Source organism: Micromonospora sp. WMMD730 (assembly GCF_049178955.1).
GTDB lineage: Bacteria > Actinomycetota > Actinomycetes > Mycobacteriales > Micromonosporaceae > Micromonospora > Micromonospora wenchangensis.
This window is the reverse complement of the sequence record NZ_JBMHML010000002.1, coordinates 2,869,977-2,882,605: the sequence shown is the minus strand read 5'-3', so window position 1 is coordinate 2,882,605 and position 12,629 is coordinate 2,869,977. Positions and strand designations below refer to the sequence as shown.

At 74.0% G+C, this 12,629-nt stretch carries 12 protein-coding genes; 4 read left to right on the top strand and 8 right to left on the bottom strand.

The features are described 5' to 3' along the window. Positions 1-142 precede the first annotated feature (142 nt). The 5 genes from ACN265_RS12570 to ACN265_RS12550 all read right to left on the bottom strand — a co-directional run bounded on the left by ACN265_RS12570 (position 143) and on the right by ACN265_RS12550 (position 5,600). Positions 143-1,534: a class I adenylate-forming enzyme family protein gene (locus ACN265_RS12570; protein ID WP_421411467.1), complete on the bottom strand. Its 1,392-nt coding sequence runs from the start codon at positions 1,532-1,534 to the stop codon at positions 143-145. Positions 1,535-1,926: 392 nt separating this feature from the next. Beyond that, complete coding sequence (locus tag ACN265_RS12565; RefSeq protein ID WP_421411465.1) at positions 1,927-3,192, bottom strand: beta-ketoacyl synthase N-terminal-like domain-containing protein; 1,266 nt, start codon at positions 3,190-3,192, stop codon at positions 1,927-1,929. 38 nt (positions 3,193-3,230) lie between these two features. Next, complete coding sequence (locus ACN265_RS12560; RefSeq protein ID WP_420115904.1) at positions 3,231-4,499, bottom strand: beta-ketoacyl-[acyl-carrier-protein] synthase family protein; 1,269 nt, start codon at positions 4,497-4,499, stop codon at positions 3,231-3,233. After that, a complete protein-coding gene (locus tag ACN265_RS12555) occupies positions 4,496-4,900 on the bottom strand; it encodes a cupin domain-containing protein (RefSeq protein WP_204922925.1) in 405 nt (134 codons plus the stop codon). Before ACN265_RS12555 ends, ACN265_RS12560 begins: the two co-directional genes overlap by 4 nt. Then, positions 4,893-5,600: an SRPBCC family protein gene (locus ACN265_RS12550; protein WP_420115905.1), complete on the bottom strand. Its 708-nt coding sequence runs from the start codon at positions 5,598-5,600 to the stop codon at positions 4,893-4,895. The genes ACN265_RS12555 and ACN265_RS12550 overlap by 8 nt, the downstream gene beginning before the upstream one ends. Before the next feature lie 356 nt (positions 5,601-5,956). Here ACN265_RS12550 and ACN265_RS12545 point away from each other — a divergent pair, with 356 nt between their 5' ends. The 4 genes from ACN265_RS12545 (at position 5,957) to ACN265_RS12530 (ending at position 8,913) form a co-directional block, all read left to right on the top strand. After that, positions 5,957-6,841, top strand: a complete 885-nt coding sequence (locus ACN265_RS12545) for an AfsR/SARP family transcriptional regulator (RefSeq protein WP_420115906.1) — start codon at positions 5,957-5,959, stop codon at positions 6,839-6,841. Continuing rightward, positions 6,838-7,185 (top strand): TcmI family type II polyketide cyclase, encoded by a 348-nt coding sequence (locus ACN265_RS12540; RefSeq protein ID WP_357930162.1) that lies wholly within the window; start codon positions 6,838-6,840, stop codon positions 7,183-7,185. Before ACN265_RS12545 ends, ACN265_RS12540 begins: the two co-directional genes overlap by 4 nt. A gap of 199 nt (positions 7,186-7,384) precedes the next feature. Further along, positions 7,385-8,512, top strand: coding sequence for a hypothetical protein (locus ACN265_RS12535; RefSeq protein ID WP_421407595.1), 1,128 nt, complete (start codon positions 7,385-7,387; stop codon positions 8,510-8,512). A gap of 194 nt (positions 8,513-8,706) precedes the next feature. After that, on the top strand, positions 8,707-8,913 hold the full coding sequence (locus ACN265_RS12530) for a hypothetical protein (protein ID WP_145919792.1): 207 nt from the start codon (positions 8,707-8,709) through the stop codon (positions 8,911-8,913). Between the two features lie 273 nt (positions 8,914-9,186). On the opposite strand, the gene ACN265_RS12525 is transcribed toward ACN265_RS12530, so the two are convergent. The 3 genes from ACN265_RS12525 to ACN265_RS12515 all read right to left on the bottom strand — a co-directional run bounded on the left by ACN265_RS12525 (position 9,187) and on the right by ACN265_RS12515 (position 12,619). Beyond that, the gene (locus ACN265_RS12525; RefSeq protein ID WP_421407593.1) at positions 9,187-11,295 is read right to left on the bottom strand and encodes an amino acid transporter; all 2,109 of its coding nucleotides are present in this window, start codon (positions 11,293-11,295) and stop codon (positions 9,187-9,189) included. A 99-nt stretch (positions 11,296-11,394) separates the two neighbouring features. Continuing rightward, the gene (locus ACN265_RS12520; RefSeq protein ID WP_421407590.1) at positions 11,395-11,805 is read right to left on the bottom strand and encodes a hypothetical protein; all 411 of its coding nucleotides are present in this window, start codon (positions 11,803-11,805) and stop codon (positions 11,395-11,397) included. A gap of 64 nt (positions 11,806-11,869) precedes the next feature. Then, a complete protein-coding gene (locus tag ACN265_RS12515) occupies positions 11,870-12,619 on the bottom strand; it encodes a phosphotransferase (protein ID WP_421407588.1) in 750 nt (249 codons plus the stop codon). Positions 12,620-12,629: the final 10 nt, after the last annotated feature.

The window sequence follows — 12,629 nt, the reverse complement described above, 5'->3', positions numbered from 1 at the left end:
GGGCGGGCCGCCGGTGCCCGGTCGGGGCACCGTGCGGAAGTGGTTCGGGCGTACCGCCGACGGTCGGCCGGTGGTGACGCGGTGGTGGCGTCCCGGCGGCGGTCGACGGGGACCGGCCGGGGGGCGGGGTGGAGCGGACCGGTCATGGCACCGCCGCCCGCAGCACGTCCAGCGAGCGGACCAGTTTGCCGGTGGTGGTACGCGGCAGCTGCGCCACCAGGTGCAGGGTGCGGGGCCGCTTGTAGCCGGCCAGCCGCTCCGCGAGGAGCTTGTCCAGTTCCTCCTCGGACAGCGGGCCGTCGGGCTGCACGTAGGCGGTGATCCCGTCGTCGTAGGCGACCACGGCGGCGGCCACCCCGGGCAGGCCGGTGAGGGTGGCCTCGACCTCGGTGAGGTCGACCTTGAGGCCCCCCACGGAGACCTGCGAGTCGAGCCGGCCCCGGACGGTGACCAGGCCGGTGTCCGGGTCGACGGTGCCGGCGTCGCGGGTGCGCAGCCAGCCGTCGGCCCAGCGGGTGGGGTCGCTGAGCCCGACGTACGGCGAGGCGGGGCAGCTGATCAGCAGCTCACCGTCGGACTCGCGGACCTCGATGCCGGGGGCGGGGGTGATGGCGGGCCGGTGCCGCCCGTACAGGTCGGTGCCGATGACGCCGACCTCGGTCATCCCGTACATGTTGCCCAGGGGCACGCCGTGCCGGTCGGTGAACGCCTGCACGACGGCCGGCGGGACCAGTTCCCCGCCGGTGGTCATCCGCTTGAACTGGGGCAGCGGCCGGTCGGGGCGGGTGAAGGCGAGCAGGCCGATGTGGAACGGGACGCCGAGCACGGTGGCCGGGGTGTCCTGGGCGGCGATCGCGGCCAGCACGGCGTCGCCGCCGAGCCGCTCCGGCGGGACCAGCTCGACGTGGGCGTGCAGGCCGTAGAGCAGTCCACCGACGAGGCCGAGCACGTGCACCATGGACGGCAGCAGGATGATCCGCTCGCCGGGCAGCGCCACCCCGTCGATGCGGGTGTAGCGGTGCACCTCGGCGACCAGGTCGGCGGCGGTGCGTCCGATCACCTTGGACGGTCCGGTGGAGCCGGAGCTGAGCTGGATCACGGCATGCCCGCTGACCGCCGGCCGGTCGGCGTACGCGGTGACGCTCTCGGTGACGTCGAGGAAGACCTTCAGCGCGCCACCACCGGTACGGGCCGGGGCGACGACCACCTGCGGGGTGAGCCGGCGCAGCGCCCGGTCGACCTCGTGGTCGGTGAGCCGGTGGTCGAGCAGCACCGCCTGAGCGCCGCTGCGCCAGGTCGCCAGCAGGTTGACCACATAGGACACCGAGGGCGGCAGGCGCAGCGCGACGGCCCCGCCGGGACGCAGTCCCGCCTCGCGCAGCCGGTCCTGTGCCGCGACGACCAGGCGATGCAGGGTGCCCCGGTCCACCGGCTCGGGCAGCCGGAGACAAACGTCGGTCGGAGGGCCGGCGAACAACACGTCGTCCACCCAACCGGGGTCTTGCGCCGCAGGATCTTCCGTCGGGCGATACATGGTCACCGCCGGCCACCGTCCAGCATAGAATCGGGCGAATGCGCCCATAAATGATGTCTCTTGGCGTGCTCACGGCACCCTACGACAGCCCGGAAGACCATTACTAGATGCGAATGGCTAGATCATAAAAGGCGGCCGGCCGGATTGCCGCCGCTCGATCGGCCGGGCAGGATCGGGCGCGTACGCCGGCCCGCGACACCACCGGCGGCTTCGCCGTGCCCGCCGTTCCACTGGGGACGCGGGCGACCCGGCGGGCCCTCCGCCCAGGTCGGCACCGGTCATGGTGGACGGTCGACGGCCTGTCGTCACGACCCGCCGGACACGGACAGGGGTGTGCCCGGCGGGCAGCTCCCTGCCGGCCGGGCACACCACGCGGGCGTTACGCACAGTGATCAGTCGGTGGCGTTCCTCGGTGTCGGGGCGGCACCCCGGAGCACCAGGGCACTGTTGAAGCCGTCGAAGCCACGCGCGCAGACCAACGCCACCCGGTGCTCGGGCCGGCGCGGGGCACGCAGGAAACCCAACTCGCAGCCGGGGGCCGGCTCGACCGGGCCGGCCGAGGCGGGCAGCGTGTCGTGGTGGAAGGCGAGCAGCGCGGTCGCCACGTCCAGGGCCGACCCACCCTGGTGGGCCCGGCCGGTCAACGACTTGTGGGTGCTCACCGGCGGCGGCCGGTCACCGAAGACCGTCCGCAGCGCCGTCGCCTCGCTGCGGTCGTACCGCGGCACCCCGAGCGCGTCGGGCACGACCAGGTCCACCTCGTCGGGCGTGCTGCCGGAGCGGGCCAACGCCAGCCGCATCGCCCGCGCGTACGTCGCCGGGTCGCCGGCCGTGTCCGGGCCGGTGTGCACCGCGTCGTGGGTGGCCGCCCAACCGGTCACCTCCCCGTAGATCCGGGCACCCCGGGCCACTGCGTGCTCCCGTTCCTCCACCACGAAGACCGCACCACCCTCGGCGGGCACGTACCCGCCGGCCGCCCGGTCGAACGGCCGGTACGCCGCCGCCGGCTCGTCGACGGCGCTGAGCAGCCCGGAACGGAGCTGACAGGCCAGCGCGTACGGGCTCAGCGGGCACTCGGTCGCCCCGGCGATCACCACCGACGTGCCCCGCCGGATGGTCCGCACCGCGTGCGCCAGGCTGTCCAGCCCACCGGCGGCCTCGGCGACCAGCACCCCCGACGGCCCCTTGAACTGGTGGTGGATGGACAACTGCCCGACGCTCGCCGCGTAGAACCAGGCGATCGACTGGTACGCCCCGACGGTGCGGCTCGGCCCACCCCAGAGCCGTTGCAGCTCCCGCTGCCCGAACAGGTTCCCCCCCGACGAACTGGCCAGGGTGACCGCCCAGGCGTACGGGTCGGGGGCGCGGGCGGGCAGGCCGGCGTCGGCGAGCGCCAACGCGGTCGCGGCGAAGCCGAGCTGGGTCCAGCGGTCGGTCTGCACGAGCTGCCGGGTGTCCACGTAGGCCGCCGGGTGGAAGCCGGGAACCTCGCCACCGACCCGGGTGGGATAGCCGGTCGGGTCGAACAGGGTGATCGGCCCGGTCCGCCGGATGCCCCCACTCACCGTCCGCCAGTGCGCGTCGACGCCGATGCCGCTGGGCGCGACCACCCCGATCCCGGTCACCACCGCCCGCGCCCGCTCGTCCGGGGCGGGGATGACGGCGGGGGCGGCGGTGACGGCGGGGGCGGGGAGCGTCACCGCGTCACCGCCAGCCGGCGGAACAGCATCGCGGACTGGAAGCCGCCGAACCCGCTGCCCACCGACAACGCCACGTCCACCGGGGTCTCCCGGGCCACGTTCGGCACGTAGTCCAGGTCGCACTCCGGGTCCCGGGTGGTCCAGTTGGCCGTCGGCGGCACCACGCCGTACTCGATGGCCAGGGCGCAGGCGGCCATCTCGATGGCGCCGATCGCGCCCAACGAGTGCCCGACCATCGACTTGATCGAACTCACCGGCACCCGGTACGCCGTGGGGCCCAGCGACCGCTTGAACGCCGCCGTCTCGTGCCTGTCGTTCTGCCGGGTGCCCGAGCCGTGCGCGCTGACGTAGGAGACCGCCGACGGGTCCAGCCGGGCCTGCCGCAGCGCCGCCGCGATGGCCAGGCCCATCTCCACCCCGTCGGGCCGCAGCCCGGTCATGTGGAAGCCGTTGCTGCGGCCGGCGTAGCCGGCGACCTCGCAGTAGACGTGCGCGCCGCGCCGCCGGGCGTGCTCCCACTCCTCCAGCACCAGTACCGCCGCCCCCTCGGCGAGCACGAAACCCTGCCGGTGCGCGTCGAACGGGCGGCTGGCGTGCCCCGGGTCGTCGTTGTCCGGGCTGGTCGCCCGGATCGCGTCGAACGAGGCCACGGTCACCGGGGAGATCGGCGAGTCGGCCGCGCCCGCCAGCACGACGTCCGCCTCCCCGTCGACGACGAGCTGGTGGGCGTAGCCGATGGCGTCGATGCCGGAGGTGCAGCCGGTGGAGACCACCTGCGCCGGGCCGCGCAACCCGTGCCGGCAGGCCACGTCGGCGGCCAGACTGCTCGGCACCAGCGCCTGGTAGAGGTACGGCCCACCGAGGGCGTGGTCGACCAGCCAGTGCCGGCCGGAGTCGCTGACCCGGACGTACTCCTGCTCCAGCGCGGTCGTGCCGCCGACGGCGGTGCCCAGCACCACCCCGGCGACGTCCCGCTCGGCGTCGGTCAGCTCCAGGCCGCTGTCGGCCAGCGCCTCCGCCGCGCAGGCCAACGCGAACTGCACGTACCGGTCGGAGCGTTGCCGCTGTGCCGGGGTGAGCCCGGCGGCGTCCGGGTCGAAGTCGCACTCGGCGGCGATCTGCGACCGGTACGGCGACGGGTCGAAGAAGCTGATCCGCCGGGTGGCCGTCCGCCCCTCGGTGAGGGTCTTCCAGAACCGGTCCCGGGTGACCCCGCCCGGGGCGACCACCCCGACACCGGTCACCACCACCCGCCGGCCGGTCACGACGGGCCCCGCTGCTCGACCAGCTCGGTGTCCACGTGGCCGAGTTCCGGGCGGGGGGCGAGCGGGCCGAGGTGGAAGACCACCTCGGCGGCGACGTCGCCGGTGTTGCGCAGCCGGTGCCGCACGTTGCGCGGCACGAACAGCGCCTCCCCGGCGGCCAGCGGCACCGGCTCGTCGTCCAGGTCGACGGTGATCGCGCCGCGCACGAGATAGAGGAACTCCTCACTGTACGGGTGGTAGTGCTCGGCCACCCGGTCACCGGGGGCCACCGTCACCACCCCCATGAACCCCGAGGTGCTGCCGACGGTACGTGGGCCGAGCAGCACCCGCAGCTCCCCGCCGCGCCGTCGGTCGGCCGGGACGTCCCGGGCGGCGACCAGACCGGTGGTGACCTCACTCATCGCCGCCTCCCGCGTACGCCCGCTCGATCCGCTCCTTGATCACGGCCAGTTGCACCCGGCTGTTGGTGTTGATCCGCTCGGTCATCGCCACGTCGTCCACCGGGGCGGTCGGCTTCATCGCGAAGTCCTGCACCCAGGTCATCCGGGTGCCCTCCGGTTCGGTGTCGTAGTACCAGTGGATGCGCATGTACTCGAACGGGCCGGTCTCCACCCGCCGGGCCCGCACCTGCCAGGTCGCCGGGTCGGCGGTACGTTCGCTGACCCAGCTCCAGGAGACGCCGTTCTCGTCGGGGTGCATGGTGAGCCGGAACCGCACCGTGTCCCCCTCCCGGTGCAGGATCTCCACCACCGCGTACTCGGTGAACAGGTCCGTCCAGCGCGCCACGTCGTTGGTGATCTTCCACACCAGCGCCAGCGGGGCGGCGATGAGGATGCTGTTCTCGGTGTGCCCGGCCGGGCCGGCGTCGGCCACCAGGTCGGCGACGCCGGCGATGCTGAGCTGCCCGGCCTGTTCGGGGATGCGTACCCGCCAGCGGTCGGCGACCACGGCGGACAGTTCCAGCAGCGCCAGCGAGTCCATGCCCAGCTCCTCCAGGCTGGCGGCGGGCGCGCGGGCAGCGGCGTCGGCGTCGAGACCGCAGCGGGTCACCAGGATCTCGGTGATCTCGCTGGTCAGCGGTCGGCCGTGGGTGACGGTCATCTCGGGTCCTCCTCCACCGGGCGACTCACCCCGGTAGCCGCCACCCTCCGCCGGACCCGTCACCCGGGCGTCACACCGCAGCCCGCAACGCCCCCGCTTCGTGGTGACGTTGCGTTGACGCAGACTGTGTACCGGCTATGCGCGAGCTGTCCATCATGATGGAGGTTCGCAGATCAGAGGCGATTCGACCCCGGTCACCATGACTACACTTTCGTTGACCGAGAGTAATCATATTGGTAGTGTTCGTGCCGGCCGGCCGGGCTCGGCCGCACAGTGAACCGGCCACGGCGTCGCGGGGGACCGCGTCGGGACACCGGACGATCTGGACCCAGGTTTCCGTGCAGGGGGGTGCGCCCGTGACCGGTCATGCCAGCACGCCGACCAGCGACGTCCCGGCCGACCCGCCGGTACGCCTGCACCTGCTCGGCGGCTTCCGGCTGCTGCACGGCGACACCCCCGTGGTGGTCCCCCGGGGGCTGCAACGGGTCATCGGCCTCATCGGACTGCGCCCCGGCGCCACCCGCAGCAACCTCGCCGGCCTGCTCTGGCCCGAGGTGCCCGAGGAACGGGCGTTGTCGTCCCTGCGGACCGCCCTGTGGCGGCTGCGCCAGGACCCCTGCTGCCCGCTGCTGGTCAGCGGGGACACCGTCCGCCTCGACCCGGCCGTCCGGCTCGACGTGGACGACCTGGTCGCCACCGCCGCCCGGGTCCGCGACGGGGGCGACCCGCGCGCCGCCGCCGACGCGCTCGCCGCCGGCAGCCGCGACCTGCTCCCCGGCTGGTACGACGACTGGGTGCTGCTGGACCGGGAACGGCTGCGCCAACTCCGGCTGCACATGCTCGAACAACTCGCTGTCGACCACCTCGACGCCGGCCGGCACGGCGAGGCGTTGCAGGCCGCCCTGGAGGCGATGGCCGCCGAACCGCTGCGGGAGACCCCGCACCGCCTGGTGGTACGCATCCACCTCGCCGAGGGCAACGCGTTCGAGGCGGTGCACGCCTTCTACGTCTACCGGGACCTGCTCATGCGGGAACTGCGCCTGGAACCCTCCCCCGCGATGTGCGCCCTGGTCGACGAGACCCTCGCCCCGATCCGGCGGGCCACCCGCCGCACCCCCGCCGCCCGCCGTCACGAGCCGGCCGGACGGCGTGACGACGAGGTGACATCCCCACCGCCAGGGTTAACCCACCGTGAGCCCTGGACCGATCGGGGCGCGCCACCGGCGAGAGGGGTCCGATGAGCCGTCTGGTGATCGTCAGCAGGATCATTCCCGGCGCGGAGGGGCGGGTCGCCCAGATCTTCGCCGAATCCGACGCGACCGAACTACCCGGACTCACCGGGCTGCGCCACCGCTCCCTGTACCGCCTGCACGACCTGTGCGTACACCTGATGGAGACCACCGAGGTGGACGTCGACACCCTGGTCACCGCCCGCCAGCACCCGCTGTACCAGCGGACCAACGAACGGTTGTCGGCCCACACGTCGGCGTACCTGCCCACCTGGCGGTCGCCCCGGGACGCGCCTGCCGGCTGTTTCTACAGCTGGGACGTCTCCGACGCACCCAGCCCGGAGCCGCTGCGCTGAACCGCCGCTGCGGCGCGGACCGTCACCGACGTCCGACGACGACACCCTGTCGTGACGTCGATACCGCCCGACACCGGGCATTCCACCTGCGCAACGAGGTGTGGTCCTCCCTGTCGTCCGACATTCGCGTGTGCAAAGCTGCGGCGGGTTTTCGCGTTTTCCTCGCGACTTCAACGACATACGCAATAGGGAGGTAGCCGTGCCGTCGACTGTCGGGCAGTGGCTCGTCGTGATCCTGGCCCTGCTGGTGGGCCTGGCCGGAGGCTGGGCGCTGTGGGGACGGCAGAAGCCGACCGCCGCCGCGCCCATCGTGGAGGGTGACCCGGTCGTCGGGCTCACCCCCGAGGAGAAGGCCGCCGCCACGATCGACGCCCCGCGTCCGGCCGCCACGGTCGACGACTCCCCGGCACCCGCCGCCGTCGTCGACGAACCCGCCCCGCACGTCGCGCCGGACCCCGACCACCTCACCCCGGCCACCACCGGCTCGGCCGCCCCTGCCGGCTCGGTCGAATCCTCCGCCGAGTCCCCCGCCCTCTCCGAGTCCTCGGTCGCCTCCGGGTCCGGCGCTTCCGCCGTCGAGGAGGTCGCCGTCAACGGCACCTCCAGCACGGTCGCCGCCGACCGGACCGTCCCGCTGCCGGACCTCGCGGACGAGCCCACCACCGTCGACCTGGCCGGCCGTACCGCCTCGGACGACGCGCCCGCGAACAGCGTCACCGACGAGACCGCCGCGCCGGTCCCCGCGCCCCGGGCCACCGCCGAGGACACCCCGGACAGCGCGGCGGCCGACCTGCCGGAACCGACCCCGACGGACCCGGAGCCGGCCGGCACGCCCGAGGACACCGCCCCGCGTACGGCCGACGTGGACGACGCCCCGGTCGCCGCCGGGCCGGTGATCCCGGCACAGCGCACCCCCGAGGCCGACAGCCCCGCGATCGCGGACAGCACCCCGGTTTCGGCCGGTGCTCCGGCCGTGGACGGTGCCCCGGTCGTGGACAGTGCTCCGGTCGCGGATGGTGCTCCGGGTTCGGCGGGTGCCCCGGGCACGGAGGTCGCGGCGGCGCAGGACGAGCCGGCGGACGATTTCCGGCGTATCCAGGGGGTCGGCCCGAAGATGGCCGCCGCGCTCCAGGCCGCCGGCATCCGCAGCTACCGGCAGCTCGCCGCCCTGGACGAGGCGAGCCTGCGGGAGACGATCCGTGCCGCCGGGCTGCGTGCCACCGCGAGCCTGGCCACCTGGCCGCAGCAGGCGCAGGTGCTGGCCGGTGCGGGCGCCGAGGCCGAGCGGGTGCTGCCGACGCCGACCGGCGGCGACAGCCAGGACTGACCCGCAGAACCGACGGGGCCGGTGGACACGTGCGAGGCGTGGCTGCCGGCCCCTGTCGTCCGGGGTACGCGGCGGCCCGCCGTCGGTGAATTGGCCATCATCGCGCTGACCGTTCCGGAATACCGTTTACCCGGTCCCGGCCGTTGGGTACATGGGCGTCACCTCGAACATCACACAAGCCGGGAGGCACCCCCATGCGCGGTTCGTCGATCCTCGGAGTCATCGTCGTCATCTGGCTGGTCATCGGCGCCATCGCCGCTGGTCAGCGCGGCTACTACGGGAATGACGACACCAACTGTGCCGAGGCCGGCACCATCCTGGTGACCATCGTGGCCGGGCCGCTCAACTACATCGGTGCCAACCCGAAGATCGACTGCAAGCTCCCCGAGCCGTCCAAGTAAGCCGCACCTCCCCGGCTCGCGCCCACCCCTCGGGGCGCGGGCCGCGTCATGTCCGCTCCAGATCACCTGCCTCGTTCCGCGACGCGACCACCACCCCACACCCGCCAACCATCCTAGGAACCCACCCCGCAGCCCTCCCCGCCCACCCATCGACGGTCGTCGTGCGGTGATCAAGAAGTTGTGGTCAGAAATGCGCGCTCCGATGACGCAAACCTCTTGATCACGCGGGAGGGCGGGTGGGGGGCGAGGCGGGAGGGCGGGGGTGGGGGTGGGTTAGGCGCCTACGTGGATGCCGGGGCGGCGGGAGGGGTCGGGTTCGCTCTTGCGGATGATCTCGCGGACCACCGGTGGGGTGTCGCCCCGGCCGAGGATCAGGTAGCGCAGCAGGTGGGCGATGGGGTTGCCCTCGGACCACTCGAAGTGGGCGTGCGGGCGGACCCCCGTGCCGTCGCGCAGCGCCAACAGGATGGCGGCGATCGCGTTCGGCACCGCCGGGCTGCTGGCCCGCAGCACCCGGAAGCCGCCCACCTCGACCCCGTGCACCCACAGCACCTGGCTGAACTCCGACGGGTCCACCACGTCGATCTCCAGGAAGAGCACGTCGGACGCGCCCGGCACCGGGTTCATGCTCCGCTGCGCCCGTTCCTTGACCCGGTACTCCTTGAGCGCGCCGGTGTCGCGCTTGTTGGCGATCAGGTGCAGCCGGCCGTCGTGGGCCAGCGACTCGGTGACGAACCGTCGGGCCGGCTCGTCGAACTCGATCCGTTCGGTGCGCAGCTCGGTGGTCCGGGTGATCCGGGAGACCAGCGACACCGCCACGATGCCGGCGATGAACATGCCGGAGATGGCGAGCCCGTCGGGCTTCTCGATGACGTTCTCGACGAGCGCGTACAGCAGCACGGCGGTGAGCACCGCGAAGCCGGACGCGGCGAACCGGTGCCGGGCCCGGACGGTCGCGATGGTCACCGCCACCGCGCCGGAGACCATCATCGCCAGGATGCCGGTGGCGTACGCGCCGGCCTGGGCGTTGACGTCGGCCCGGAAGGCGACGGTGATGACGATGCTGATCAGGGTGTAGACCAGCACCACCGGCCGGACCGCCCGGCCCCACTCCGGCGCCATCCCGTACGACGGCAGGTAGCGCGGCACGATGTTGATCAGACCAGCCATCGCCGACGCCCCGGCGAACCAGAGGATCAGCACGCTGCTGATGTCGTAGAGCGTGCCGAACCCCTCCCCCAGCCGGGCGTGGGCCAGCCAGGCCAACGCCCGGCCGTTCGCCGCCCCGCCCGGCTGGAACTCCCGGGGCGGGATCAGCACGGTGGTGACGAACGTGGTGGTCAGCAGGTACACCGACATGATCAGCGCGGCGGCGGTGAGCAGCCGGCGGGTGTTGCGGATCCGCGCGGCCAGCCGCTGCGCGCGGTCCTCGCCCGCCCCGCGTACCAGGGGCATCATGCTCACCCCGGTCTCGAAGCCGGACAGGCCCAGGACCAGCAGCGGGAAGGCCAGCACCGCCGGGCCGAGCAGGTCGCCCACCCCGGCCCCCCCGGCGGTCAGGGCCGCCGTCCAGTTCCGCACGACGCCCGGGTCGGCGGCGATCCCGGCCAGGCCGTCGGCCACGATCACCGCGTTGAGGCCGAGGAAGACCACCACCAGGGGTACGGCCACCAGCACCGCCTCGCTGAACCCGAGCAGGAACACCCCGCCGAGGACGAGCAGCAGCGCCACCGTCACCAGCACCGCCAGCCCGTCGCCGTGCGGCGCCGACGACGGCAGGTACGGGTTCTCCAGCAGGTGCACCGTGGCGTCGGCGGCGGACAGGGTGATCGTGATGATCCACGAGGTGGCGACGAAACCGAGCAGCACCAGGACGAAGATCTTGCCCCGCCAGAACGGCAGCAGCCGCTCCAGCATCGCCACCGAGCCCTGCCCGTGCGGGCTCTCCCGGGCGACCCGCCGGTACATCGGCAGCATCCCGAGCAGGGTCAGCGCCACGATCAGCAGGGTGGCCAGCGGGGAGAGCGCCCCGGCGGCCAGCGCCGCGATGCCCGGCAGGTAGGACAGGGTCGAGAAGTAGTCGACCCCGGTCAGGCACATCACCTGCCACCAGGGGTGCCGGCGCTGGCTGCCCTCCTCGCTCTCCGGGCCGACCGGCTGCACCCGGTACGCGAACAGCCACCGGCGCAGCGCGCCACCGGGCCGGGCCGGACGGGCGTGGCTGTTCACGCACTCCGGCAGGCCCACCGGCCCGGGGCGGGTGCGCTCACCCTGGCCGGCGTCCCGGGCCTCACGCAACGCCCGCCCGTGCCCCGGTGGCGGCGCGCTCCCCCGTCGTTCCCGGGTCCGCCGTCCCCGGGTCCCGTCCCGCCCGTCCGCCATCCGCCGACCGCCCTCGTGTCCCCTGTCCCCGACGGTAGGCGCTGGAGGCGGTCCGGCCGGCCGGAACAGGGGAAGCCGGGCGTCAGCGCAGGCCGGGCGTCAGCCGGAACGGTGCTGGTCGGCCGGGGTGCGGTGCAGGGCCGCCAGCAGGGCGTCCGGGTCGGTCACCGTCACGGTGGCCGCCGGGTGGCGCAGCCACCGGCCGGGGGCCAGCCCCGGCACCGGCGTACCGAACCGCAGGCACACCCCGGCCGTGGTGCCGGTGCCGAAGGTGACCCCCCGGTCGGCCAGGGACAGGTGCGGCCCGACGGCCCGCCACCAGCGGTACGGGCCGCCGCGCTGGGCGTCGACCACGTTCGCCCGGCCGGTCCGCAGCCGCCACCGGCCGAACCGGATCACCAGTTCCGCGTCGTCGAGCAGCACGGCGCAGGTCTGCGGTCGGATGCCGAGCAGCGCCAACGGCACCCGGAAGGCCGGGTCGAACCGGAACGCGAACCGGTGTGCGGGCATGACCGACGGGTACCCCGGGAGGGCCGTCCGACACCCGCCGGCCGGGCACACGCCGTTCGCGGGGTCACGCCAGCGCCCGGGTCCAGTCGTCGACGTGGGCCGACAGGTGCTCGGCGACGGCCCGCCAGTAGGGGCCGTCCTCGGCGTGGATCCGGGCCCAGGGCTGGATGCCGCGCCGGGCGCCGTCGCGCAGCAGGTCGTACATCGCCCGCGCCCGGGGGCCGAGGGTCGCGGCGAGCGCGGGACGGTGTGCCGCCGGCAGGTCGTACCCGTCGACCAGGGCACGCAGCCGGCGGGCCGAGTCGGGCACCGGCCGGTCGGGGCGCATCCCGGCCATGGCCTGCGCGGCGTACGCCAGCTCCCAGCGGCGGGTGCCGGGGCCCGCGCCGTCCCAGTCGATCAGCACCCAGCCGCGCGGGGAGCGGACCAGGTTCCACGGCGCCGCGTCGTGGTGGCAGAGCAGGTCCGTGCCGTCGGGGCGGATCGGCACCTGCCAGTGGGCCGCCTCGGGTGGCACGAAGTCCGCGGTGGCGCGGTGCAGGTCGGCCAGCAGCCGGCCGATCGAGGCAAGCTCCGCGGTCGGGTACAGGCCCGAGGGGTGGCCCAGTTCCCCCGGCACGTACTCCAGCACCTGCCGGCCCTGCCCGTCGCGGCCCAGCGGCCGGGGCGCACCGTCGAAGCCGACGGCGTGCAGGTGGGTCAGCAGGGCGTCGACGGCGTCGGTCCACGGGCCGACCGGACGGCGGACGGTGTCACCGACCCGCACCACGCCGGTGGTGACGTTGCCGGGCAGCGGCTCCTCGATCGGACTCATCCGGTCATCC

Coding starts and splice junctions, on each gene's coding strand:
- ACN265_RS12570 (WP_421411467.1), bottom strand. CDS start 1,534: ATGTATCGCCCGACGGAAGATCCTGCGGCGCAAGACCCCGGTTGGGTG.
- ACN265_RS12555 (WP_204922925.1), bottom strand. CDS start 4,900: ATGAGTGAGGTCACCACCGGTCTGGTCGCCGCCCGGGACGTCCCGGCC.
- ACN265_RS12550 (WP_420115905.1), bottom strand. CDS start 5,600: ATGACCGTCACCCACGGCCGACCGCTGACCAGCGAGATCACCGAGATC.
- ACN265_RS12540 (WP_357930162.1), top strand. CDS start 6,838: ATGAGCCGTCTGGTGATCGTCAGCAGGATCATTCCCGGCGCGGAGGGG.
- ACN265_RS12530 (WP_145919792.1), top strand. CDS start 8,707: ATGCGCGGTTCGTCGATCCTCGGAGTCATCGTCGTCATCTGGCTGGTC.
- ACN265_RS12525 (WP_421407593.1), bottom strand. CDS start 11,295: ATGGCGGACGGGCGGGACGGGACCCGGGGACGGCGGACCCGGGAACGA.
- ACN265_RS12520 (WP_421407590.1), bottom strand. CDS start 11,805: ATGCCCGCACACCGGTTCGCGTTCCGGTTCGACCCGGCCTTCCGGGTG.
- ACN265_RS12515 (WP_421407588.1), bottom strand. CDS start 12,619: ATGAGTCCGATCGAGGAGCCGCTGCCCGGCAACGTCACCACCGGCGTG.